At 68.0% G+C, this 22,416-nt stretch carries 24 protein-coding genes and 1 tRNA gene; 16 read left to right on the top strand and 9 right to left on the bottom strand.

Features of this window, described 5'->3' with window-relative positions; all coding sequences use genetic code 11:
• Positions 1–24 precede the first annotated feature (24 nt).
• From dop to QQZ11_RS11515, 7 genes are all read left to right on the top strand, one after another.
• Positions 25–1,521 (top strand): depupylase/deamidase Dop, encoded by a 1,497-nt coding sequence (gene dop / locus QQZ11_RS11545; RefSeq protein WP_284550514.1) that lies wholly within the window; start codon positions 25–27, stop codon positions 1,519–1,521.
• On the top strand, positions 1,518–1,745 hold the full coding sequence (locus QQZ11_RS11540; RefSeq protein ID WP_022910262.1) for a ubiquitin-like protein Pup: 228 nt from the start codon (positions 1,518–1,520) through the stop codon (positions 1,743–1,745). Before dop ends, QQZ11_RS11540 begins: the two co-directional genes overlap by 4 nt.
• Positions 1,742–2,812, top strand: a complete 1,071-nt coding sequence (locus QQZ11_RS11535; RefSeq protein WP_284550513.1) for a prephenate dehydrogenase — start codon at positions 1,742–1,744, stop codon at positions 2,810–2,812. Before QQZ11_RS11540 ends, QQZ11_RS11535 begins: the two co-directional genes overlap by 4 nt.
• A 109-nt stretch (positions 2,813–2,921) precedes the next feature.
• Positions 2,922–3,644 (top strand): (d)CMP kinase, encoded by a 723-nt coding sequence (cmk, locus tag QQZ11_RS11530; protein WP_284550512.1) that lies wholly within the window; start codon positions 2,922–2,924, stop codon positions 3,642–3,644.
• A gap of 11 nt (positions 3,645–3,655) precedes the next feature.
• A complete protein-coding gene (locus QQZ11_RS11525; RefSeq protein WP_284550511.1) occupies positions 3,656–4,375 on the top strand; it encodes a lysophospholipid acyltransferase family protein in 720 nt (239 codons plus the stop codon).
• Between the two features lie 38 nt (positions 4,376–4,413).
• Entirely contained in the window at positions 4,414–5,913 is a 1,500-nt protein-coding gene (gene der / locus QQZ11_RS11520) for a ribosome biogenesis GTPase Der (protein ID WP_284550510.1), read from the top strand.
• Positions 5,914–6,039: 126 nt separating this feature from the next.
• Positions 6,040–6,113 (top strand) — tRNA-Pro (locus tag QQZ11_RS11515).
• Between the two features lie 149 nt (positions 6,114–6,262).
• Here QQZ11_RS11515 and QQZ11_RS11510 read toward each other — a convergent pair.
• Positions 6,263–7,087 carry an oxidoreductase gene (locus tag QQZ11_RS11510; RefSeq protein WP_284550509.1) on the bottom strand — a complete coding sequence of 275 codons (825 nt, stop codon included), beginning with the start codon at positions 7,085–7,087 and terminating at the stop codon, positions 6,263–6,265.
• A 157-nt stretch (positions 7,088–7,244) separates the two neighbouring features.
• Here QQZ11_RS11510 and QQZ11_RS11505 point away from each other — a divergent pair, with 157 nt between their 5' ends.
• The gene (locus tag QQZ11_RS11505; RefSeq protein WP_284550508.1) at positions 7,245–8,225 is read left to right on the top strand and encodes an aldo/keto reductase; all 981 of its coding nucleotides are present in this window, start codon (positions 7,245–7,247) and stop codon (positions 8,223–8,225) included.
• A 25-nt stretch (positions 8,226–8,250) separates the two neighbouring features.
• Here QQZ11_RS11505 and QQZ11_RS11500 read toward each other — a convergent pair whose 3' ends face one another.
• Positions 8,251–9,108 (bottom strand): helix-turn-helix transcriptional regulator, encoded by an 858-nt coding sequence (locus QQZ11_RS11500; RefSeq protein WP_284550507.1) that lies wholly within the window; start codon positions 9,106–9,108, stop codon positions 8,251–8,253.
• 135 nt (positions 9,109–9,243) lie between these two features.
• On the opposite strand from QQZ11_RS11500, the gene QQZ11_RS11495 reads away from it, so the two are divergent.
• The 4 genes from QQZ11_RS11495 to QQZ11_RS11480 all read left to right on the top strand — a co-directional run bounded on the left by QQZ11_RS11495 (position 9,244) and on the right by QQZ11_RS11480 (position 12,991).
• Positions 9,244–10,095, top strand: coding sequence for an aldo/keto reductase (locus tag QQZ11_RS11495; RefSeq protein ID WP_022910254.1), 852 nt, complete (start codon positions 9,244–9,246; stop codon positions 10,093–10,095).
• Positions 10,096–10,108: 13 nt separating this feature from the next.
• Positions 10,109–11,086, top strand: coding sequence for an aldo/keto reductase (locus QQZ11_RS11490; RefSeq protein ID WP_284550506.1), 978 nt, complete (start codon positions 10,109–10,111; stop codon positions 11,084–11,086).
• Positions 11,087–11,244: 158 nt separating this feature from the next.
• Positions 11,245–11,874 carry a bifunctional 4-hydroxy-2-oxoglutarate aldolase/2-dehydro-3-deoxy-phosphogluconate aldolase gene (eda, locus tag QQZ11_RS11485; protein WP_284550505.1) on the top strand — a complete coding sequence of 210 codons (630 nt, stop codon included), beginning with the start codon at positions 11,245–11,247 and terminating at the stop codon, positions 11,872–11,874.
• Positions 11,875–11,887: 13 nt separating this feature from the next.
• Complete coding sequence (locus tag QQZ11_RS11480) at positions 11,888–12,991, top strand: sugar kinase (RefSeq protein WP_284550504.1); 1,104 nt, start codon at positions 11,888–11,890, stop codon at positions 12,989–12,991.
• 9 nt (positions 12,992–13,000) lie between these two features.
• Here the strand turns inward: QQZ11_RS11480 and QQZ11_RS13685 are convergent, their stop codons facing one another.
• Positions 13,001–13,903, bottom strand: a complete 903-nt coding sequence (locus QQZ11_RS13685; RefSeq protein WP_446698850.1) for a GmrSD restriction endonuclease domain-containing protein — start codon at positions 13,901–13,903, stop codon at positions 13,001–13,003.
• Between the two features lie 49 nt (positions 13,904–13,952).
• Here QQZ11_RS13685 and QQZ11_RS11465 point away from each other — a divergent pair, with 49 nt between their 5' ends.
• Entirely contained in the window at positions 13,953–14,360 is a 408-nt protein-coding gene (locus QQZ11_RS11465) for a hypothetical protein (protein ID WP_284550789.1), read from the top strand.
• A 128-nt stretch (positions 14,361–14,488) separates the two neighbouring features.
• Here the strand turns inward: QQZ11_RS11465 and QQZ11_RS11460 are convergent, their stop codons facing one another.
• Positions 14,489–14,965: a hypothetical protein gene (locus QQZ11_RS11460; RefSeq protein WP_284550503.1), complete on the bottom strand. Its 477-nt coding sequence runs from the start codon at positions 14,963–14,965 to the stop codon at positions 14,489–14,491.
• Between the two features lie 232 nt (positions 14,966–15,197).
• Entirely contained in the window at positions 15,198–15,812 is a 615-nt protein-coding gene (locus QQZ11_RS11455; RefSeq protein WP_284550502.1) for a hypothetical protein, read from the bottom strand.
• 618 nt (positions 15,813–16,430) lie between these two features.
• On the opposite strand from QQZ11_RS11455, the gene QQZ11_RS11450 reads away from it, so the two are divergent.
• Positions 16,431–17,258 (top strand): ABC transporter ATP-binding protein, encoded by an 828-nt coding sequence (locus QQZ11_RS11450; protein ID WP_284550501.1) that lies wholly within the window; start codon positions 16,431–16,433, stop codon positions 17,256–17,258.
• A 1-nt stretch (position 17,259) separates the two neighbouring features.
• A complete protein-coding gene (locus tag QQZ11_RS11445; protein ID WP_284550500.1) occupies positions 17,260–19,860 on the top strand; it encodes an ABC transporter permease in 2,601 nt (866 codons plus the stop codon).
• Positions 19,861–19,912: 52 nt separating this feature from the next.
• Here QQZ11_RS11445 and QQZ11_RS11440 read toward each other — a convergent pair whose 3' ends face one another.
• The 4 genes from QQZ11_RS11440 to QQZ11_RS11425 are packed head-to-tail and all read right to left on the bottom strand — an operon-like array spanning position 19,913 to position 21,773.
• Positions 19,913–20,620 carry a Crp/Fnr family transcriptional regulator gene (locus tag QQZ11_RS11440; RefSeq protein WP_284550499.1) on the bottom strand — a complete coding sequence of 236 codons (708 nt, stop codon included), beginning with the start codon at positions 20,618–20,620 and terminating at the stop codon, positions 19,913–19,915.
• Between the two features lie 51 nt (positions 20,621–20,671).
• The gene (locus QQZ11_RS11435) at positions 20,672–20,893 is read right to left on the bottom strand and encodes a hypothetical protein (RefSeq protein ID WP_284550498.1); all 222 of its coding nucleotides are present in this window, start codon (positions 20,891–20,893) and stop codon (positions 20,672–20,674) included.
• Entirely contained in the window at positions 20,890–21,525 is a 636-nt protein-coding gene (locus QQZ11_RS11430) for an RNA polymerase sigma factor (protein WP_245558894.1), read from the bottom strand. Before QQZ11_RS11430 ends, QQZ11_RS11435 begins: the two co-directional genes overlap by 4 nt.
• 14 nt (positions 21,526–21,539) lie before the next feature.
• The gene (locus QQZ11_RS11425; RefSeq protein ID WP_284550497.1) at positions 21,540–21,773 is read right to left on the bottom strand and encodes a hypothetical protein; all 234 of its coding nucleotides are present in this window, start codon (positions 21,771–21,773) and stop codon (positions 21,540–21,542) included.
• A 145-nt stretch (positions 21,774–21,918) separates the two neighbouring features.
• Between QQZ11_RS11425 and QQZ11_RS11420 the strand changes: the two genes are divergently transcribed.
• Positions 21,919–22,371, top strand: a complete 453-nt coding sequence (locus QQZ11_RS11420) for a DoxX family membrane protein (RefSeq protein WP_284550496.1) — start codon at positions 21,919–21,921, stop codon at positions 22,369–22,371.
• Positions 22,372–22,416: the final 45 nt, after the last annotated feature.

The raw sequence follows: 22,416 nt of genomic DNA, 5'->3' as shown, positions 1-22,416 counted from the left end.
TATCGGCCCGATAGCGTCTCGTTCGTGAGCGTGGTGGGCATCGAGAACGAGTACGGCGTGGCCGTCGAGGGCGTGCACGGCGACCGCGTCGACCCGATCACGCTGTCGGCCGCCGTGGTCACGGCCGGCACCTCGTTGGCCTCCCGCTGGGACTACGCCACCGAGTCCCCGTTGCGCGATGCCCGCGGCTACCACCTGCCCCGGCACGAGGCGCTGCCCGACCAACTCACCGACGAGGCCCGTTACGCCAACCGGTTGCTGGGCAACGGCGCCCGGTTCTACGTCGACCACGCCCATCCGGAGTACTCCGGGCCTGAGGTCACCTCGGCCCGTGACGCCGTCGCCTGGGACCGGGCCGGTGACCTGATCGTGCAGGCCGCCGCCGAGCAGGCCTCAGCGACGCTGGGGGAGCGGGTGCGGGTGTTCAAGAACACCACCGACGGCAAGGGCTCGTCCTACGGCTGCCACGAGAACCACCTGGTGCCGCGAGGGGTCCCGTTCGACGCGATCGTCGAGGGATTCACGACCCACCTGGTCAGCCGGGTGCCGTTCACCGGTGCCGGACGGGTCGGGATCGGCCAACACGGAGAGGTGACGGGGTTCCAGATCGCCCAACGTCCCGACTTCTTCGAGGCCCGGGTGGGACTCGAGACCACCGTCCGCCGGCCGTTGATCAACACCCGGGACGAACCCCACGCCGACGTGCTGCGCTGGCGACGGCTGCACGTCATCACCGGCGACGCGCTGGTGGGGCAGTGGGGCACCTGGCTCAAGGTGGGGGCGGCGTCATTGGTGTTGCAGGCCATCGCCGCCGGCCTCACCTGGCCGAGTGTGCTCAACCCGGTCGCGGCCTTCCGCGCCTACTCCCATGACCCGTCGCTGCAGCAGCGCTGGACCTGCAGCGACGGCGTCGACCGCACCGCCGTCGAGGTGCAGCGGATGCTGTGGGAACGGGTGTCGCCCGTGGTCGCCGGCGCGGTCGGCGAGTGGTGGCTGGACGATGCCGGCGCTGTGCATGCCGCCTGGGGTCAGGCGCTGGACGATGCCTCCCGTGGGGCCGACGCTCTGGCCGACAGACTCGACTGGGCCGCGAAGTACCGGCTGTTGCAGGGCCTGTCGCAGCGCGGCGGGCTGGACTGGTCGAGCCCCAGACTGGCGGCGCTCGACCTGCAGTGGGCCGACCTCGACCCCGACAAGGGCATCGGGTTGACCCTGGAGCGGCAGGGGGCGCTGCGCACCGTGGTCACCCCCGCCGAGGTCGAGCACGCCCGTACCGAACCCCCGGCCACCACCCGCGCCTGGCTGCGCGGGTGGGTGCTGCACCACTTCGCCGGGCACGTGGTGCAGGCCACCTGGGACCAGTTCACCGTGCAGGTCGGCGGACGAGTGGTCACCGTGCGCCTGCCCGAACCCCTTGACCACACGGCCGCCCGCTGGGACCACGCCCTCGACGAGGTCACCGACGCCGCTGAAATGTTGAGGGTGCTCGAGACCGGCGGCGCTAGGCTGGAGCGATCATGAGCGAGCAGGAGCGGTCCCAGGAACGGGCGCAGCAGCAGTCCCAGAACACGGGCCGAGGATTCGGCAGCGGTGCCGGAGGCCCCCACGCCGGTCAGGAACAGGTGCAGCGCCAGACCCAGGAGTCCGACGCAGCCTTCGATGCGCTGCTCGACCAGATCGACGCGGTGCTCGAGACCAACGCCGAGGAGTACGTGCGCTCGTTCGTCCAGAAGGGTGGGCAGTGACCGCCCCCGAGGCGGATCACGCAGTCGTCGTCATCATCGGCGCCGGGCTCGTGGGCGCCAGCATCGGACGAGCCCTCGTGACCGCCGGCCGCACGGTGCACGTCGAGGACCGGGTGCCCAGCCACGCCATGGTCGCCGCCTCCCGCGGTTCGGGCAGCGTCGAGCCCGCCTCCGCCGACGAGGTGGGGCTGGTGGTCGTGGCCGTGCCGCCCGATGCCACCCCCGCGGCCGTCGCCGACGCACTCGAACGCTTCCCCCACGCCGTGGTCACCGATGTGGCCAGCGTGAAGACCCGGGTGCTGAGCGAACTCATCGCCGCCGGGGTCGACGTCTCGCGTTACTGCGGCTCGCACCCGATGGCAGGCTCCCAGCACACCGGGCCGCTGACCGCCGACGGCGACCTGTTCGTCGACCGCACCTGGGTCGTCACCCCGCACCGGCGGATGGACCCCCGCGCCCAGACCGTCGTCGAGCAGTTGGTCGCCGACTGCCGCGCCCGCGCGGTCGAGATGCTGTGCGAGAACCACGACGAGGCCGTCGCCCAGGTCTCGCACCTGCCCCAGCTGATGAGCAGCCTGACCGCCGGGCACCTGCGCAGCGTGCCCGCCACCCACCTGGCGCTCGCCGGGCAGGGGATCCGCGACGTCACCCGCATCGCGGGGTCGGACCCGGTGCTGTGGCGACAAATCATCGCCGCCAACCGGGAGGCCGTGCAGCACGAACTGCGGGCCGTCCGCGACGACCTCGACGCGCTGATCGAGCACTTCGACGACCCCCAGGCGGTCGAGGACTTCATCGCCCGCGGCCGGATCGGGGCGCTGTCGCTGCCGGGCAAGCACGGCGCACCTTCACGTGCGACGGTGCCCGTCGTCATGGTCATCCCGGACGAGCCCGGTGCCCTGGCCCGGCTGTTCAGCGACATCGAGGCGGCCGGCGTCAACGTCGAGGACTTGCAGATCGAGCACGACCCCGAACGCCAGATCGGTTACCTCGCGGTGCAGGTGGTGCCCGAGTTGGCGGAGCAGTTGACCGCCCAGATGGTGGCCGCGGGACGACAGTTGCGCTGAGCACCGCTCGGTAGTGTTCGTGCAAAGTTCACCGGGACGCCCGCAGATGTCGGGTGTCGGCAAGGTGTCGTTCGGCAAGCCGAAAGATGGGAAACCTAACGTGACCAGTGTGACCGCAACGTCCGTCGAAGTCCTGCCGCCGCTGGTGGTTGCCATCGATGGACCCTCGGGATCGGGCAAGTCGTCGACGGCGAGGGGTGTGGCCCAACGTCTGGGGCTCGCCTACCTCGACACCGGGTCGATGTACCGCGCCGTGGCCGTGGCCTTCCTCGACGACCACGTGGACGCCGACGACGAGGCCGCCATCGAGGCCCTCGTCGACGCCCATGACTACAGCGTGGGCACCGACCCGACCGCACCCACCATCGCTGTCGACGGACGCGACGTCACCGACGCCATCCGTGACCCGCGAGTGACGGCCCAGGTGTCGACGATCGCCACGAACCTCGGGGTGCGTCGCGCCCTGAGCCAGCGGATGCGAGACCTGGTCGTCGAGCACGCCGAGCGCATGGTTGTCGAGGGACGAGACATCACCACCAAGGTCTGCCCCGATGCCCACGTGCGGGTGCTGCTGGTGGCCGATCCGCAGGCTCGCATCCAGCGACGTGAGGCCGAGCTGGCGGGACTGGCCGACACCGCCACCGTCACCGACCAGATCGTCCGCCGTGACCGCGACGACGCCACCGTCAGCGAGTTCGAGCAGCCCGCCGACGGGGTCACCCTGATCGACTCGACGCACCTGACCCTGGCCGAGGTGATCGACCGGATCGTCGCCTTGGTGCCCCTGTCGGAGTCGCCCGAGCAGCCCCACCACCAGAACAGTCCCACCTGAGCAGGAGCACCATGACCCTCGAACTCTCCGGCGCGGCCCCCCTCGAGACCCAGCTCGACCTGATCCGCACCGATGTGTTGCCGCCCCTGAGGACGAGGACCATCGACACCCTGCGCGGGTCCTTCGCGGCCGCCCTGCGCCGGCTCTACTCCATCCACGTGCATGGTGCGTCCAACGTTCCCGCGAGCGGACCCGCCATCCTGGCCGCGAACCACATCGGCACCCTCGACGGGCCGCTGTTGGTGGCGTTGAACCGACGCTCGCTGGCGTTGGCGAAGTCGGAACTGTTCGAGTCGAGGGTGGGGCCACTGCTGCGCCTGGCCGGGCAGATCCCCGTCACCCGCACCCACCACGACGTGAGGGCCGTCCGTCGGTGCGTGCAGGTGCTGCAGCAGGGTCGTCCGTTGGCGATCTTCCCCGAGGGGCTGCGGGGCACCGGTGACCTGACCCGGATCAGGCCGGGGGTGGCGTACCTCGCGATGGTGACCGGGGCGCCCATCGTGCCGGTGGCGATCCTCGGCACCCGGCTGCCGGGGGCGGGTGTGAAGGCCAGCCCTCCGGTGGGATCGCCGATCCACATCGTGTACGGTGACAAGGTTCACATTCCCGCACGGGAGTGGCCTCGACGCAAGACGGACGTTGCGCGGGCGACCCACGAACTGTCGGCCATCCTGGCCGACCACGTGCGCTGGGCCGAACTCAAGACGGGGATGCGCCTGCCAGCAGTGTGAGCGCGGCCCCGGCCCAATTTCACACACAGGAGACACTGATGAGCGAATCCACCCCGGGTTCGGAACTCAACGATCAGGTGCCCACCGCGAACGACCACGAGTCGTTCGACGACAGCGCCATCGAACTGAACGGCTTCGGCGACACCGACCTCGACCTGGACGAGTTCGACGTTGACGCCGGTGAGCTGGAGTTCACCGAGTACGAACGAGAACAACTCAAGCCACGCCCGGTGCTGGCCGTGGTCGGACGCCCCAACGTGGGCAAGTCGACGCTGGTCAACCGCATTCTCGGGCGCCGTGAGGCCGTCGTGCAGGACGTGCCCGGCGTCACCCGTGACCGGGTCAGCTATGACGCCGACTGGAACGGCCGCGACTTCGTGATCGTCGACACCGGCGGCTGGATGTCGGACGCCAAGGGCATGTCGCAGCAGATCGCCGAGCAGGCCGAGATGGCCATCTCGCTGGCCGATGCCGTGTTGTTCGTGGTCGACGCGACCGTCGGCACTCTCGACGAGGACGAGGCCGTCGTGCAGGTGCTGCGCCGCTCGAAGAAGCCCGTCATCCTGGCCGCCAACAAGGTGGACGACCAGCGTCGCGAGGCCGAGGCCGCCTCGATGTGGAACCTCGGGCTCGGCATGCCATGGCCCGTCTCGGGCATGCACGGACGAGGCACCGGTGACCTGCTCGACGCCATCCTCGAAGTGCTGCCCCAGGAGCCCGCCAACGGCGAGGTGCGCCCCACCGGACCCCGCCGCGTGGCCATCGTCGGCAAGCCCAACGTCGGCAAGTCATCGCTGCTGAACAAGCTGTCGAACAGCAACCGCGCCGTCGTCTCCGATGTGTCGGGCACCACCGTCGACCCGGTCGACGAGCTGGTCGACGTGGCCGGGACGAACTACCGGTTCATCGACACCGCCGGCATCCGGCGACGCGTCAAGGAGGCCTCGGGGCACGAGTACTACGCCTCGCTGCGCACGCAGACCGCCATCGAGCGCGCCGAGGTGTGTGTGGTGGTGGTCGACGCCCACGAGGAGATCACCGAGCAGGACCTCAGGATCTTGTCGATGGTCGAGGAGACCGGCCGCGCCCTGGTGATCGCCTACAACAAGTGGGACCTCACCGACGAGGAGCGTCGCCACTACCTCAGCCGCGAGATCGAGCGCGACGTGTACGCGTTCCAGTGGGCCCCGCACGTCAACATCTCGGCGTTGACCGGACGAAACGTCGACCGCCTCGGCAAGGCCATCGAGGCCGCCCTGGAGGGCTGGGAGACCCGGATCTCGACCGGGAAGCTCAATGCCTTCCTGGGACGGATCACGGCCTCGCACCCCCACCCGGTGCGCTCGGGCAAGCAGCCCCGCATCCTGTTCGGGACGCAGGCCCAGAACTGCCCGCCCACCTTCGTGCTGTTCACCTCGGGGCAGTTGGACGCCCAGTACGAGCGTTTCGTGCAGCGTCGGCTGCGTGAGGAGTTCGGGTTCATGGGGACGCCGGTGCACGTGTCGGTGCGGGCGCGCGCCAAGCGCAAGGATCGCTGAGGTCACGGCCCGTCCATCGAGTGGGGGGCGCAGCGACCGTGTCGAGATGCCTCGATTGGCACCCGCGGCTCGGGTTGGGCTAGAGTTCATCGTCGGATCGAGGGGCAAGTTTGGCCCTGGATCTGGCGGGCTGTAGCGCAGCTTGGTAGCGCACTTGACTGGGGGTCAAGGGGTCGCAGGTTCAAATCCTGTCAGCCCGACGTTGGTGAAGTACGTTGTCAGGGCCGGTCTGAGAGCTTCGCGAGAAGCCCCGCTCCGGCCCTGATCCAATTCGCGCCTGGTCAAGGTCGTCACGTTCCGCGATCGCAGAGCTGGCTGAGAAGACCCACGGATGAACCTTGGCGAAGGCCTACACGCTCGTGCTGCTGCTGACTTCGGCCCAAGCGTCCAACTCGGCGCGCCGCGCGTCGAGCTCAACACGGAACATGTCGACCGTGGGTGAGCCGAGGACGAGGATCGCCGGCGGGTTGTGGCTCTCGACAGCCGCGATCATCGCTTGGGCAGCCTTGGCGGGGTCGCCGCCGCGGTTCGGGTTGGACGTATCGTTCTCCTTGCGCCTCTTGCCGGCCGTCTCGGCGTAGTCGTCGATGGGCTCCGGCGACTGCTTGAGGGAACGTCCGCCGAAGTCCGTACGGAAACCTCCGGGCTCGACGACGATGACGGAGATCCCGAGCGGCTCGAGCTCCTTGCGCAGCGAGCCGGACAGGCCTTCGAGTGCACCCTTGACGGCCGCGTAGTAACCGGAACCGGCGGGCGTGATCCGCACCGCGATGGACGAGATGTTCACGATCGTGCCGGCTCGGCGCGCCCGCATTCCCGGCAGGACGGCCTTGATGAGGTTGACCGGCCCGAAGAAGTGGGCCGCGAACAGCGCGGCCACGTCGGCGGTCGGCGCCTCCTCGACGGCGGACCGGTAGCCGTACCCGGCGTTGTTCACGAGGACGTCGATCTGGCCGAACCGCTCCATGCCCGACTGGACCGCGGAGTCGATCTGTGCCACCTCGGTGACGTCCAGGGAGATGCCGAAGGCGTTGCCCGGGTAGCGGCTGAGCAGGTCGTCGACATCGGCGAGGTTGCGTGCGGTGACGACGACCTGTCGGCCGGCGACGAGGACAGCCTCGGCGAGTTGGCGCCCGAGACCTGTGGAGCACCCGGTGATGAACCAAGTGGACATGCGAGGGGTCCTGTCCATGGGAGATTCGACTGCGCGCGGGCCGGCCGCGACGACTCGAACCTAGCCGTGCTCTGATGCGGCTGGCAGGTACTGACAGTGCCTTCCCCGTCCGCGGCCAGCGGCGTTGGATGGTGGCAGTTCAGCGAAGGGAACGGTCATGGAACAGGTTCGTCTGGGGTCTTCGGGGCTTCGGGTCAGCCGGATCGCGTTGGGGTGCATGAGCTTCGGCGACGGTACACGGGCGACGTGGGCGCTGGGGGACGAGGCGGCCGAACCGATCTTCCGTCAGGCTCTCGAGCTGGGGATCACGTTCTGGGACACGGCCAACATCTACGGGATCGGCACCTCTGAGGAGATCGTCGGACGCGCGCTCAGGAAGTACACCTCGCGTGACGACATCGTGCTGGCGACGAAGCTGTTCCAGCCGATGTACGAGGGCCCGGGTGGGCGAGGCCTGTCCCGGCGGGCCGTCATGGAGCAGGTGGATGCATCGCTGCGGCGACTCGGCACTGACTACATCGACCTCTACCAGATCCACCGCTTCGATCCCGAGACTCCGATCGAGGAGACGATGGAGGCCCTGCACGACGTGGTCAAGGCGGGCAAGGTGCGCTACCTCGGCGCTTCATCGATGTGGGCCTGGCAGTTCGCGACCATGCAGCACGCGGCCGACCTGCACGGCTGGACGCGGTTCATCTCGATGCAGGACCAGTACAGCCTCCTCCACCGCGAGGAGGAGCGGGAAATGCTGCCGCTGCTCGCATACCAAGGCGTCGGCAGCATCCCGTGGAGCCCGCTGGCCGGCGGCAAGGTGGCTCGCCCCTGGGGGGACGTCTCCACCCGACGCTCCTCGGAGAACCGCCAGACCGACCAGCACGGCAACCTGCTCCACCTCGACAGCGACAAGGACATCGTCGACGCCGTCGAGAAGGTCGCCCAGGCCCGTGGCGTGTCCATGGCGCAGATCGGGCTGGCATGGGTGCTCAAGCACCCGGTCGTCAGCGCCCCGATTGTCGGCGCGACGAAGCCCCAGCACCTCGCCGACGCGGTCGCCGCCCTCGACATAGCTCTGACCGACGACGAGATCAGCGCTCTCGAGGAGCACTATGTGACGCGCCGACCCACGTACTACCGGTGAGTCACTTCGGCATGAGGGTGGACCACTAGACGCTGGACGCAGCCGTGGTTCCCCGCCAGCTGGCAAGCAACCCGAGCTGCTCCTCGGCAGCGCTGCGCGCGGCGGCGGTGTAGGCGACGATCGTCAGACCCTCGCCGGGCAGGTCGAGTGCGTCGCCGGTGAGTTCGATGTCCCCGACGACCGAGTTGTGCAGGTGTTTGGTGGCCGTGCGGTGCAGGCGGACGTTGTGTTGAGCCCACTTCGTGGCGAAGGGGTGGCTACGCGCAATGAGTTCGCCGATCAGGTCGGTGAGGGGCTTGTCCATGGGGTTGCGTCCGGCCTCGGTGCGCAGCGCACCGACGGTGCCGTCGGCGACGTCGTCCCAGTCGAGGAAGAAGCCATGCGCCCGGCCGTCGAGGAACACGAATCGCGCGAGGTTGAGCGGCAGCTCGTCCAGGATCCCGTCGTACAGCGCCAAGCAGAGGTCGTTTGCGGCCAGGATGTCGGACCGCTGGTTGCGTACGTAGGCAGGTACTTTCGTCATCCCGCTCAGCAGCGCGCGGATGCTGGGCCGCAGCGTGGGGGACTTGGGGACGCGGGTGCGCAGCCTGCGTTCGGGTTCGGCGGCCGCGGCGGCCAGGTCGCGCAGGTGCTGACGCTCCGCCTCGTCGAGCTTCAGGGCGTCGGAGATCCCGTCCAGCACGGACATGGAAACACCGCTGAGCAGGCCGCGCTCGAGGCGCGCGTAATAGTCGACACTGACCCCGGCAAGCAGAGACACCTCTTCGCGCTTGAGCCCCGGGACTCGGCGTCGGTCGTCATGCGCCGGAAGACCTGAGTCCTCCGGGCGCACCCGCGCCCGGCGGCTGGTCAGGAACTCGCTGATCTCGCGACGGTTGTCCACTCCTCGAGGCTAATCGCGAAGGGTTGCGTGGAACAGGTACTGCTGGTGCGTGGTGTGCCAGACCCTTCCCCGCACGCGCGGGGAAGGGTCGAATGGGAGTTGCATCCATTCCGTACAGGACGAAGGACACCCAGCATGCGCACTGTCACCCTCAACAACGGCGTCGAGATGCCGATCCTCGGCTTCGGCGTCTTCCAGATCGCCGACCCGGCTGACTGCGAGAAGGCAGTCACCGATGCCCTCGCCGCGGGCTACCGGTCCCTGGACACGGCGGCGTCGTACCTGAACGAGGAGGCCGTCGGCCGCGCGATCGCCGCGAGCGGCATCCCGCGCGAGGAGTTGTTCATCACCACCAAGCTCTGGATCCAGGACGCTGGCGAGACCAAGACCCGCGCCGCCTTCGAGCGGTCACTCGCGCGGCTCGGCTTGGACTACGTCGACCTCTACCTCATCCACCAGCCCTACGGCGACGTGTACGGGGCGTGGCGTGACATGGAGAAGATCAACGCAGAGAAGTTGTCGCGCGCGATCGGCGTCTCCAATTTCCACCCCGACCGGCTCGTCGACCTCATCTCGCACAACGAGGTCGTACCCGCCGTCGATCAGGTCGAGACCCACCCGTTCCACCAGCGGGTCGCCGACCAAGAGCTGATGGCGTCCGTGGGCGTACAGATCGAGTCCTGGGGCCCGTTCGCCGAGGGCAAGAACGACCTGTTCACCAATCCGACGCTGGCCGCGATCGCCGAGGGGCACGGCAAGTCGGTCGGCCAGGTCGTGCTGCGCTGGCTCATCCAGCGAGGGGTCGTCGTGATCCCCAAGACAGTGCGTCCCGAACGCATGGCGGAGAACTTCGACGTGTTCGACTTCGAGCTCACCACCGACGAGATGGCCTCGATCGCCGCCCTCGACACCGGTGCGAGCCAGTTCTTCGACCACCGCGACCCGGCCATGGTCACGTGGTTGTCCGGCCGCACGCTCGACGTCTGAGAAGGGCATACACGTGAAGACACGCAGGCTGGGCCGCGTCGAGGTCTCCGCCATCGGCCTCGGCTGCATGGGGATGAGTACGAATTACGGCCCGTCGCCGGAGCGGACGGAGCTGATCGCTTTCACGCGGAAAGCGCACGAGTTGGGTGTCACGCTCTTCGACACCGCGCAGGTGTACGGAGCGTTCGCCAACGAGGACCTCGTTGGTGAGGCGCTCGAACCAATTCGCGACCAGGTCGTGATCGCGACCAAGTTCGGCTTTGACATCGACCCTGACGACCCGCGGCAACGGTCGATCAGCAGTAGCCCCGAACTCATCCGCAGCTCGACCGAGGGGTCCTTGCGTCGGCTTCGTACCGACCACATCGACCTGCTGTACCAGCACCGGGTAGACCCGAACGTACCGATCGAAGAGGTGGCCGGCACCGTCAAGGAGCTCATCGACGAGGGCAAGGTGCTCGCGTTCGGGCTCTCCGAGGCCGGAGCAGAGACCATCCGCCGCGCCCACAGCGTGCAGCCGGTCGCCGCGGTCCAGAACGAGTACTCGTTGTGGGCCCGCGACCCGGAGCCGGAGGTGCTGCCGACCTGCATCGAGCTCGGCATCGGCTTCGTACCGTGGAGCCCTCTTGGCCAGGGCTTTCTCACCGGTACGGTCGCTTCGACCGCGACCTTCGGGGCCGACGACATCCGCAGCCGGTTCCCCCGGTTCACCCCGGAAGCCTTGGTGGCCAACCAGCCGATCGTCGATCTGGTCAACGAGGTCGCACGTGACGCCAAGGCGACTCCCGCACAGGTCGCGCTCGCTTGGCTCATGGCCCAGCACGAGTCGATCGTGCCGATCCCCGGGACCCGCAGGCTGCATCGTCTCGAGGAGAACCTCGCCGCTGCCGACGTCGTGCTGGGTGCGGACGCCGTCCGTCGGCTCGATGAGGCGACGGCGGGCTTCAGCGTCTTGGGTGCGCGGGGAAGCGGTCACGAGAACTACGGGTGACCGGTGTGAGCTCGGGCCGAACGGCTTCCCTTGCCCTGTCGGGCCGTCACTCCGCAGTCGGAGCGGTCATTGGCGACGACCATCTCCACCATGAGCCCACGGAGCTCCCGTAGGGTCTCAGTGATCGTCCACGCGCTTCACTGAGGAAGAGACACTTCATGCCCGATCTGGTCACCTTCCCCCAACGACTCGTACCGGTGGTCGTCCTCGAGGACGCCGCGCACGCGGAGCCACTGGCGGAGGCCCTCATCGCCGGAGGCCTCCCCGTCGCCGAAGTGACCCTGCGCACGAGCGCCGCCCTCGAAGCACTTCGCATGATGGCCCGCCGTGACGTCATGCTCGTGGGCGCTGGCACCGTCGTCACCCCAGACCAAGTCGACGCCGCCGCCGATGCGGGCGCTAGCTACCTCGTCTCACCCGGACTCCTCGAATCGGTGGTCGTCCGGGCGCGAGAACGTGGATTGCCCATCTTCCCCGGCGTCGTGACCCCGTCGGAAGTGATGGCGGCGCTGGCTCTCGGTCTCACCACGCTCAAGTTCTTCCCCGCCGGCCAGTTCGGCGGCGTCGCCACGCTCAAGTCGTTCGCCTCGCCGTTCGGGGGCGTCCGGTTCGTCCCGACCGGGGGAGTCGACCAACACAATCTCCCCGACTACCTCGCCCTGCCGAACGTCGCGGCCGTCGGAGGCTCCTGGATGGTGAGCCCCAAGCTGATCGCCGCCGGTGACTTCGAGGCCATCTCACGCCTGACGGCAGAGGCCGTCGCCATCGCATCCCCCGCCACGACCTGAGAGCCGAGCCACCATGAGCACGCTGACCCTTCGTCCCGCCGAGGACTGCCGCTACGACGCAGTCTCCCTCGGCGAGATCATGCTGCGACTCGACCCCGGTGAGGGCCGCATCCGCACCGCCCGCACCTTCACCGCGTGGGAGGGGGGCGGCGAGTACAACGTCGCCCGCGGGCTGTCGCGCGTGTTCGGCCTCCGCTCCGCCGCGCTCACCGCCCTGGTGGACGATGAGGTGGGCCACCTCGTCGAAGGACTCATGCTCGCCGGCGGGGTGGACACCTCCTTCATCCACTGGGTGCCCAGCGACGGCATTGGACGCCGCTCCCGCAACGGCCTCAACTTCACCGAACGCGGCTACGGCGTCCGCGCGGCCAAGGGTGTGTCCGACCGGGGCAACACCGCCGTCTCCCAGCTGAAGGCGTCCGATCTCGACCTCGACGAGTTGTTCGGACGCAGCGGCGTCCGATGGCTGCACACCGGTGGCATCTTCGCCGCCCTGAGCGAGCAGAGCGCCGAGACCGCCGCAGCCGTACTCGCAGCCGCCAAGAAACACGGCACGATCGTCTCCTACGACCTGAACTACCGGCCCAGCCTGTGGAGCAGCATCGGCGGCCAGGACCGCGCGCGGTCGGTGAACCGGGAACTCGCGACGTATGTCGACGTCATGATCGGCAACGAGGAGGACTTCACTGCCTCCCTGGGATTCGAGATCGAGGGCGTCGACGAGCACCTCACCGAGCTGCCCATCGAGGGGTTCGCGACGATGATCGAGGCCGCGGCCGCCGAGTACCCCAACTTCCAGGTGATCGCCACGACGCTTCGCAGCGTCACCAGCGCGTCCCGCAACGACTGGAGCGCCATCGCCTGGTCGCGCGACTCGGGTCTGGTGCAGGCCGCCGACCGCAAGGACCTGGAGATCCTTGACCGGGTGGGCGGTGGGGACTCGTTCGCGTCCGGGCTGGTCTATGGACTGCTCACGGGTGAGCCGCTGCAGACGTGCGTGGAGTACGGCGCCGCCCATGGCGCGCTGGCCATGACGACGCCGGGGGACACCTCGATGGCGACCAAGGCGGAGGTCATCAAGCTCGCCGGTGGGGGCAGCGCGCGCGTCGACCGCTGAGGTCGATCCTCACTCGCAGGCGACGCCGTCGTGGTCGCGGTCCAAGCCGGACCGGTAGCCCGGCTGGCCGACGTAGATCGGTGCCACCCCCGCCTCGCGGGCAGCGCTGCAGTTCTTGTAGTAGACGTCTGCCTTGGGCTCGGTGCTGGTCGGAGCCGGCTTGGGGGCCTGGGTGGTCGCCTTCACCGTGGGCTTGGGGGCCGTGGGCTTCGGGGTCATACTCGCCGTGACCCTCACCAAGGGTCGCAGTGTCGCGTTCGGGATGGGCTGGTTCGGGCAACCAGCCAGGATCCGTGCGACCGCATCGTGTTCGGCCTGGGTCATCCACAGCCCGTACTTGGCCTTGACCACCGTCTGCCGCGCCACGTAGGCACACCGGAACGACTTGTTCGGCGGCAGCCACGTCGCAGCGTCCCCATCACCCTTGGACTGGTTGGTCGGACCGTAGACCGCCAGCAAGTTGAGCGGATCGTTGGCCAACGACACCCGCTTCTCGATGCTGAGGTGCTGGGCACCCTTCTGCCAGGCGTCAGCCAGGGCGACGACGTGGTCGATCTGGACGATGGTGGAGGTTCCCTGCCCCCGCACGAAGGGGATCGAGGTCGCCGTGTACGGGTCGGACAGGGTTCCGGTCAGGACGACACAACCGCGGGTGCCGTCCTTGAGCGTGACCTTGACGAGGTCGCGGCGCAGCATGTCGTTGCGGGTGTCACAGCCGTTGCGGTCGAGGTCGTACCAGGCCTGCCCGAAAAGGTCCCGGTCGTAGTTGGTCCTGGGGGCCCGGCCCTTGATCGGGACGGTCGCGAGCAACGCCAGGGCGGTGCTCTGGTCCTTGACCGTGGTGGGCGCCGCCGTTGGTGTCGGCGTGGCTGAGGGGATCGGGGCGGGGGAGTCGCTGGGGGTGGGCGACAAGGAGCCACTCTCGGATGGGCCCGAGGACGAGGAATGACTCGGGGTTGGCGTGGACCCTGTCACCGAGGTCGAGTTCTGTGGGCTCGACGCCGTGGACGATGTCCGGGTGGTTGTCGGGACGCCGAGAGTGGTCTCACTTGCGGGCGCGGAAGCCATGCCCACCGCCATCAGCACCACGCTGATCGGGATCCCGATGAGGGCCTGCTTCCTCCGCAGCGGAAACAGGGCAGACAGCCAGGACTTCCCGACCACGAAGTGCCACAGGAGGGTCAGAGCAAGGAACGCGCTGGCGAACCCGACCGATCCGCCGACGCCGTCGATCAGTCCGAGCAAGGACACCAGCACCAAGACCCCGAGACCTATCCAGAAGCCAGTGCCGAAGCGTGGCCTCGTCGTGGTCGTGTCGCGATCCCGCCGCTTCATGGTTCCCCTTGCGATGGGCGGACCCGCCCCCTGAATGTGATGGATCACACGCTAGGCCCGGACGCTCCGGCGCTCGAAAGCGGGTGGGCCTATCAGCACGACACTGTGGTCGCACGATGTGCACCCCTGGGCGCGATGGGAGCCGGAGTCCTTTCTCGGGCGCTAAGCGCAAGCAATGGCGCGGAACTCGTCCTCGCCACTGATGGTCGTGAGGTCCTCGGTCGTGGAGGCGTTGGTGCCGCCCTCGTACATGACTTGACCGGGCTTGAGACGCGCCAGGTCCGCGGTGGTGAAGGTCACCCCAGACGCGGACGACGTGTTGTCGGTGGTCCAACCATAGAAGGTGTAGTCCACACCAGGCTTGAGCCCGCCCAAGGCCCGATCGATCGTCCAACCGGGCCCTGGCGCGGACAGAGACCACCTGACGAAGTCCGTCACGGGAGATGAGGCCTGCCAACTCCCTGTCTGGTCCTCGTCGCTGACGTACAGCGTGGCGCCGTCGACGTGATTCTCACACACCTGCAGGTAGCCGACCGGTGACCCATGGGCATCCACACCGATACCGGCAAGACCCACCGAGCGCACATTGCAGCCACCCAGCAACGAGGTCAGACCGACGACGAACGCAACCGTCAGCATCTTCGGGAGAGGCTGCGGCCGACGGCACGATGGTGCGGGCATACGACAGAGAGCCATCCGACCTCATTGGGTGTGTGGAGGCCCCAGTCTATTCGGCACGGTCCAACTGGGCCAGATGCGAGCCTGCCGCGTGTTCCTCATGATTCGATGGGCGTCTGCCCTCAGGCCCTCTTGATGGAGTTGAAATCCATCAGGAACTCGGGCCGAAGCACCGAGCCAGCCTCAGTGATGTTCATCGTTCGCAGCGTGGCGTCATCGTCCCTGAAGAGGGTCCGCTGAAGGTGACCTTGTCACCCGGAGCGAGCGCCACCAGATCCTCGAAGAAGGGGCTTGATGTTGGGATCAGGGTCCCGTCAGAGGCGTCCGAAAACGCGTTGTTCCACGTGCCCATGACGACATCGTCTGCGATCTCGATGTCGACGTAAGCCTTGCCCTCGCCATTTGCGCCGACCCGCTTGATCGTCCCTGACCAGCGAGTCACCTCGCGTCCGCCAAGTGTCTTCACCAGGTTCTTGTTGCGTGTACGCATGGCCTGGGAACGCTGCAGATCCGTGGCCGCATCGGCATAGCGTTGCTTGGCGGCCTCGATCTCAGCGATGAAGGCTTGCTCGCCGGCTGGCAGCGCCGTGGCCGGCTTCTTCGTGGTTGCAGGCGCCTTCTCCGCTGCAGGCTTGGTCGTGGCCACCTTGGCAGCGCTGGTCGGGGCGCTGACGCTACTTGCGCTCGATGATGCAGTTTGGGTGACAGTGCTTGTCACCACGACAGTCTCGCCAGTCGCGGGGGTGCTCCCGCCCCCGTTGATGGCTTGGCCCATGATGACGAGGGCGACGAGGGCACCGGGGATCACGAACCTCTTCTTCTTGAACCACTGCCGCGGCGTCGGGGGCTGGAGCACGGGCGCTTGGGGCGCATATGGCCCGGGATGCATCCCCATATTCGGCTGCTGGGGGAAATTCTGTTGCGGGCGAGGGAGGCCCGCGGCCGGCGGGTAGGTGGGGAACTGTTGCTGCGTTTGTCCCAGGGGGTTTGGCGCGTAACCCTGTGGCGGGCGCGGGGGCAATCCTCCCTGCGGCTGCTGGGGGGATTGCGGCGGCTGGCCACTGTGGGGAGTAGAGGGGCTCAAGGCCACTCCTTCACTGTCGGCATGGCACTCTGGCCACGTCAGGAATCGAACTGCCGAGTAAGTGCTCGGCAGTGTCGGATCAGTATCACGAAGAACTATGAATGGTGAAACTTCGTGGTCCAAACTGCGGACGGTTCCGCCACCCCTTGAACTGCTTTCGATGGTCATGTGTGTGGCACATTGCCTCGTGCAGGCGCGCACTGCCTCATCCGGTGCCCGGTACATGACCCTGCGGTGGTTCAGGGCGTTTGATGAGGGGTTCCTCACAACGTGAGCGGTGACGGTTGAGCGCATCGCTCAATGGGCATGGACGCACATTCGAACGCCGACGAGATTTGCGCCATGAGATCCAACGTCCCTGCCCCGCGGGGTACCACAGCCGCACCGGCCGCCTCCGTCGAACATCTCAGCAAGATCTATGGAACAGGCGACGCACAAGTGGTCGCGCTGAACGACATCACCGTCGAGATCATGCCGGGCCAGCTGACCGCAGTCATGGGCCCTTCCGGCTCGGGGAAGTCAACACTGATGCACTGCATCGCTGGCCTCGATCGACCCACTTCAGGACGGGCACTCATCGGCCAGACCGACGTCGCCACCCTCAAGGACCGCGACCTCACCCGCCTGCGTCGCGAGCGGATCGGTTTCGTCTTCCAGCAGTTCAATCTCGTCCCCACCCTCACGGCCCGGGAGAACATCCTGTTGCCCCTCGCCATCGCGGGCCGTAAGCCCGACCCGGACTGGTACGACGAGGTTCTGCGAGCGGTCGACCTCGCCGATCGACTGACGCACAAGCCGTCACAACTGTCCGGTGGCCAACAACAACGTGTCGCCTGCGCCCGAGCGTTGGTGGGTCGTCCCGACATCATCTTCGCCGACGAGCCCACCGGCAACCTGGACTCCGTCAGCGCGGTCGAGATCCTGCAGTTCCTACGCCGCGCGGTCGACGACCTGGGGCGAACCGTCGTGATGGTCACCCACGATCCCTACTCGGCCTCCTATGCCGACCGGGCGCTCTTCCTCGCCGACGGTCGCATCGTTGACGACGTCTCGCACCCGACCCACGAGATCGTCATGACGACCATGGCTCACCTTGACCCCCGCAGGATCGACCGGGCGAGCATTCCGCAGTCGCCCTCCGACCTCGATCCCACGCCGGTGAGTGTCTGACATGTGGAAGGCAAGCTTCACCTCGTTGTGGGCCCGGAAATTGCGGCTCGCAATGTCGACCCTGGCCATCATTCTGGGAGTCGCGTTCGTGTCGGGCTCGTTCGTCTTCTCCGACATGATCATGAACTCGTTCAAGGGCATCATCTCGTCGACCATCTCCGACGTTGACGTCGCCAAGGATCCCGGTGCTTCGGTGCAAGGCGGAAATGCCGCCACCAGCGGCATCACCCCGGCTGTGATTGAGCGCGTCAAGCAGGTGGAGGGTGTCCAGGAGGCCCAAGGGTCGATCTACGGCACCGGTGTGATCGTGATCGCGACCTCCGGCAAGGCACTCGTCAGCGTGGGGCCACCGCAGATGGGTTTCAACTGGGGAACCCTCCCGGCCCTGGGCGGCCAGCCCGGCATCACCCTGCTCAGCGGCCGTGAGCCGCGGTCCGACGACGAGATCACCATGGATCCTGACACCCTGGCGAGGTCGGGCCACGGCCTCGGCGACGCGGTCAAGGTGATCACGCCCAATGCGGGCACCATCGAGGTCACGGTCGTGGGCACCGCCACCTTCGGCAATGGCTCGACGGCTGGAGCGACCTACGTCTTCTTCACCGGTCACCGCGCGCAACAGATCTTCCTGGACGGAGCCGACACCTATACCGGTATCTGGGTCGTCACCGCCCAGGACGCCGACCGCGCAGCCACCGCGGGACGGATCCAGAAGTTGCTGCCGACCGGGTACCTGGCCCGCGACGGTCAGGTGGCCGCCGACGCCCAGGAGTCGTCCATCCAAGCGGCCATGGGCTTCATCGGACCCTTCCTGCTGATCTTCGCCGGCGTAGCCCTGCTGGTGGCCAGCTTCCTGATCGTCAACACGTTCACCATCCTCGTCGCGCAGCGGTCCAAGGAGCTCGCTCTCTTCCGGGCCATGGGAGCCAGCAAGCGCCAGATCATGGGCACCGTCCTGGCGGAGGCGCTCGTCCTCGGGGTGATCGGCTCAGGCATCGGCCTGTTCGCCGGCGTGGGCCTCGCAATGGTCATCAAACAGGGCATGAAGGTGATGTGGGACATCGGTCCCGCCCGGGCCTCGCTGAGCACCACCGCGATCGTGGCGGCGCTGGCGACCGGAATCGTCGTGACGCTGCTGGCGTCACTGATACCCGCCCGGCGGGCCACCCACATCGCACCGATCGAGGCGATGTCGGCCGCACAGACCGAGCCCGACAAGGGCCTGGGACGACGGGCCCTGGTGGGGGTCGTGCTCGCCGGTGTCGGAGCCGTCCTCATCGTCCTCGCCCTGACGGTGAAACTGCCGGAACCGATGGTCTGGGCCGGCGCAGGCATGGCCGCAGAGATGGTCGGCGTGGCCATCGCGTCCCCGCTGCTGGGCAAGCCGCTGGTGTGGCTGGTCGGCAAGCTCTACCGCTCCGCGTTCGGTGAGGTGGGCAAGCTGGCGGCACTGAACTCGCTGCGTCAGCCCCGCCGCACGGCCGCCACAGCCTCGGCGTTGATGGTCGGACTCACCCTGGTCTCGATGATCGCGATCTTCGGCCAGTCCGCCCGTGCATCTGTCGTCGACCAGGTGAGGAACACGGTTCGCGGCGACTACATCATCGGCCAACAGGGCTTCAAGGAGTTCCCCGCGCAGGTTGCGGAAAAGGTCGCCGCCGTGGACGAGGTCCAGGCCGTCCACCAGATGAAGCTCGGGTTGTTCTACCACGTGCCACCGGGCCAACAAGTCCCGCCAGCGGACGTGCTCGGGGACAAGGCCGGCCGCTACGTACAGCCCGTCGGCGGTATGCAGCCCACGTCCTTCAACAAGGTCTTCACCCAGACGATCACCAGCGGCCGCATGTTCAGCGCCCCCCGAGAGATCATCGTTGAGGAGGAGACCGCGACGAAGGAGAAGCTACGGGTCGGCTCCACGGTGACCCTGTACTCACGCGACGCGCAGGCGACGGTGGAGATGACGGTGGTGGGCATCTATTCCAAGGGCACCGGAACCACCATCGTCGACACGTGGGTCTCGACCTCGACGCTGGAGGAGTTGGGCCTGGGCCGCAATGACGTGTACCTGGGCATCTACCTCAAACCAGGGGCCGATGCGGCAGCCGCTCGCACGGCGCTCGACCGTGCCGTGGCAGACATGCCGCTGGTGAGCGTGATGGACCTGCAGGAGTACACCGACCAGATGCTGGCGAACCTGTCCCAGACGATGGCGCTGCTCTACGGCCTGCTCGCCTTGAGCATCGTGATTGCGGTGCTGGGCATCGTGAACACCTTGGGGCTCAGCATCGTCGAACGCACCCGGGAGATCGGGCTGCTGCGGGCGATTGCCCTGACCAGGGCGCAGGTGCGACGCATGGTCGCGTTGGAGTCGGTCGTGATCGCCCTGCTGGGCGCCGTGATCGGGATCGTGCTGGGCACCATCTTCGGGATCGTCCTGCAACGGGTTCTCCCCGAGGACCAGGGCATCACCCTGCTCAGGATTCCCGCCGGACAGCTGACCTGGTTCCTGGTCGCTGCCGTGGTGGTCGGGGTGCTGGCCGCGCTGTGGCCGGCCCACCAAGCCGCGCGAACGAACGTGCTGGAGGCCATTGCGGCGGAGTGACGATGGGCACGAGACGCACCTGACCCGGACAGCTTGGGGCGGCCGATGCTCGCTAGGACTGGGGGTCCACCAGAGCTTCCAAGGCGTCCGCATCCATGATTTCGACCGCAGCGCCCTCCACTCGGATCGCCCCATCTCGCTGCAGACGATCCAGCGCCCGACTCAACGATTCCGGAGTCGTGCCCAAGTAGGAGGCGACGTCCTTCTTGGGCCAAGGCAGCACCACACCGACCCCACCGCCAGAGGGGACGGTTGGCAGGTCGAGCAGGAAGGCAGCCAATCGCACCGGCACGTCCACCGACGTCTGGGTCAACCGGCGCTCCGCGTCCTGCAACCGCTGGCTGAGTGAGCGCAACATGCCCGCCGCGATCGCGGGGTACCGCGCGACCAGTCCGGCCAGGTCCGATGCCCCGAACGCGCAGACCCGTGCCGCTGACAGGGCCTCGACCTCGTACCCGGGCGGCTCGCCGGTCAGGAACGCGTGTTCGCCCACCACGTCACCCGGTCCAGCCACCCGCAGCACCCGTTGGTGGCCACTCGCCGCGACATGGGTCACCTTGAGTTTCCCCCGGTGGACGACGAACAGCGCCCGGCTGGCCTCACCGGCCCGGTGCAACAGCGCTCCTCGTGGCACGTCGACCGAGTGGGCGAAGGCGGCCACCGCGTCCTGCTGGGGGGTCGTCAGCTGCGCGAAGATCGGCACCCGGCGCACACAGGGGCCGTGGGACGGGTCGTCCACGATCGGCAGCAGTGTGGCCATGGGCCTCATCCTTCCACCGGGCCCGGTCTGGCGAATCGCCCGGTGGGTCAGTCAGCCGCGCAGCAACTCCTCCAGGGCGGCGGCCTCCTCGGCGCACACCCCGCACCCGGCCAAGTGCGTCTCCAGTCGATCGTCGCGGAAACCGCGGTCGGACACCCTCCGCTCGACGTACTCGTCGATGCGGGCGAAGCACTCGTCGCAGGACAGATAGGGCTCGGTGTCCGCCAGCAACGCGCGGACGGCTTCTGGGGTGAGGTCTGCGGCGGCGGTCATCGCGTGCTCCGGCGGGGAAGTTGGTCGAGGAATCCACGCTCGGTGAGCGAGGCGCGCAGGCGCTGGCGGGCGTCGTGCAGGGTCTTGTAGAGGGCATTGCGGGTCGTGCCGAGGCGGTCGGCGAGCACATCGATGGGCACGTCGTCGACCAGCAGCGCGAGCGTCACGTGGCGCTGATGGGGGGTGAGGTCCCGGGCGATCGCCGACGACAGCGCCCGCGCCAGGTCGTGGCCCTCGGCCTCGGAGGCCGGAGTCGCAGTTCCTGTCACCAGCACCAGAGTGTCGGGCAGCCCCACCTCACGGTGACGCCACGCCTGTCGGCGAACCGCGACACCGGCGTGGAGCAGGCCGAACTTGAACACCCAGGTGCTGAAGCGGCTGCGTCCCTCGAAGGTTCCGAGCTTGCCGAGCACGGCGACCATCGCGTCGTCCGCGGCCTGCTGCGAGAGGTCCTCGAGATCCTGGATGCCGGCGCCGGGAAGCTGGTCGCGCAGTCTACACACCTGGTGGCGGGTGGCGCGCAGCAGCAGCTCATGGAGATGCTGTCTGGCCGCATGCCCCTGCGGGCCGGGGTCGTCGAGGGCCTCCACCCACGACTCGCCAGCGTCCAGCAGGGTCGCCTCACCGTTCATGGGCTTCACGAGCGTCATTGTGTCACCGGGTCCGGGACGGGGGAGAGGATGCGAGCCGCCAGTTCCGGGGGACACCCCTTGTCGACCAGCCCCAGCAGCGCATGCAGGTCCACCCGCGCGTCGCCCGCAAGCTCGCTTGCGACGCCCTCGGGGAACCGCGCCCCGAGAAGCTGCTGGCCCCGCCAGGCCACCACCTCGGGCGGCAACCGGAGCTCGGGCTTCGCCGGTGTCATGGGGATCGGGTTCATGACTTCTTGGTGTCACGGCGCCGGCCGTTCTTACTCCACGACTGCCGGGTAAGACCTCACCCACCCCACGACACCAACGCTGCGAGGCCCATCGGGATGCACCCGCACCCGCCAGTCGTCGGCCTGTTCGAGGAGAGGACATCCCATGACCACCACCACCCCCGTCGCGAGCGTCAGAAGGTCGGCCGCGACCATGCCTCGGCTCGCCGGCGCCGACCGGGCGTTCTGGCTGCTGCGCACCGTGTTCACGGTCGCCCCGATCGTGTTCGGGCTCGACAAGTTCTTCAACGTGTTGACCGACTGGGACCGCTACCTCGCCCCGTGGATCAACAACCTCGTGCCGGGCACCGCCCACCAGGCCATGCTCGCCGTCGGCGTGATCGAGATCGTCGCGGGCATCTGCGTGGCGGTCCTGCCTCGCTGGGGTGCCCTGCTGGTCGCGGCCTGGCTGGTCGGCATCATCTTCAACCTGGTCAGCATGGGTTCCTACTACGACGTCGCCCTGCGCGACTTCGGGCTGTTCGTCGGTGCGCTCGCGCTCGCGGCGCTGGCCTTCGACCGGCCCCGCGCCGGGGGGGAATCGACCGGGAGGGCTTGACGTACGTCAAGGCGCCGTGAGCAGCGCGGATCTAGCGTCGAATCA

The sequence above is a fragment of the Aestuariimicrobium sp. T2.26MG-19.2B genome (assembly GCF_950101875.1).
GTDB classification, from domain to species: domain Bacteria; phylum Actinomycetota; class Actinomycetes; order Propionibacteriales; family Propionibacteriaceae; genus Aestuariimicrobium; species Aestuariimicrobium kwangyangense.
Note: the sequence above shows the minus strand (reverse complement) of the source record. Positions and strands in the feature narration are given on the sequence as shown.

What these genes read in the sequence shown, in the direction of transcription:
- QQZ11_RS11540 (WP_022910262.1), top strand. Translation starts at nt 1,518, where the DNA reads ATGAGCGAGCAGGAGCGGTCCCAGGAACGGGCGCAGCAGCAGTCCCAG.
- QQZ11_RS11525 (WP_284550511.1), top strand. Translation starts at nt 3,656, where the DNA reads ATGACCCTCGAACTCTCCGGCGCGGCCCCCCTCGAGACCCAGCTCGAC.
- der (WP_284550510.1), top strand. Translation starts at nt 4,414, where the DNA reads ATGAGCGAATCCACCCCGGGTTCGGAACTCAACGATCAGGTGCCCACC.
- QQZ11_RS11510 (WP_284550509.1), bottom strand. Translation starts at nt 7,087, where the DNA reads ATGTCCACTTGGTTCATCACCGGGTGCTCCACAGGTCTCGGGCGCCAA.
- QQZ11_RS11505 (WP_284550508.1), top strand. Translation starts at nt 7,245, where the DNA reads ATGGAACAGGTTCGTCTGGGGTCTTCGGGGCTTCGGGTCAGCCGGATC.
- QQZ11_RS11495 (WP_022910254.1), top strand. Translation starts at nt 9,244, where the DNA reads ATGCGCACTGTCACCCTCAACAACGGCGTCGAGATGCCGATCCTCGGC.
- eda (WP_284550505.1), top strand. Translation starts at nt 11,245, where the DNA reads ATGCCCGATCTGGTCACCTTCCCCCAACGACTCGTACCGGTGGTCGTC.
- QQZ11_RS11480 (WP_284550504.1), top strand. Translation starts at nt 11,888, where the DNA reads ATGAGCACGCTGACCCTTCGTCCCGCCGAGGACTGCCGCTACGACGCA.
- QQZ11_RS11460 (WP_284550503.1), bottom strand. Translation starts at nt 14,965, where the DNA reads ATGCTGACGGTTGCGTTCGTCGTCGGTCTGACCTCGTTGCTGGGTGGC.
- QQZ11_RS11450 (WP_284550501.1), top strand. Translation starts at nt 16,431, where the DNA reads ATGAGATCCAACGTCCCTGCCCCGCGGGGTACCACAGCCGCACCGGCC.
- QQZ11_RS11445 (WP_284550500.1), top strand. Translation starts at nt 17,260, where the DNA reads ATGTGGAAGGCAAGCTTCACCTCGTTGTGGGCCCGGAAATTGCGGCTC.
- QQZ11_RS11440 (WP_284550499.1), bottom strand. Translation starts at nt 20,620, where the DNA reads ATGGCCACACTGCTGCCGATCGTGGACGACCCGTCCCACGGCCCCTGT.
- QQZ11_RS11435 (WP_284550498.1), bottom strand. Translation starts at nt 20,893, where the DNA reads ATGACCGCCGCCGCAGACCTCACCCCAGAAGCCGTCCGCGCGTTGCTG.
- QQZ11_RS11430 (WP_245558894.1), bottom strand. Translation starts at nt 21,525, where the DNA reads ATGAACGGTGAGGCGACCCTGCTGGACGCTGGCGAGTCGTGGGTGGAG.
- QQZ11_RS11425 (WP_284550497.1), bottom strand. Translation starts at nt 21,773, where the DNA reads ATGAACCCGATCCCCATGACACCGGCGAAGCCCGAGCTCCGGTTGCCG.
- QQZ11_RS11420 (WP_284550496.1), top strand. Translation starts at nt 21,919, where the DNA reads ATGACCACCACCACCCCCGTCGCGAGCGTCAGAAGGTCGGCCGCGACC.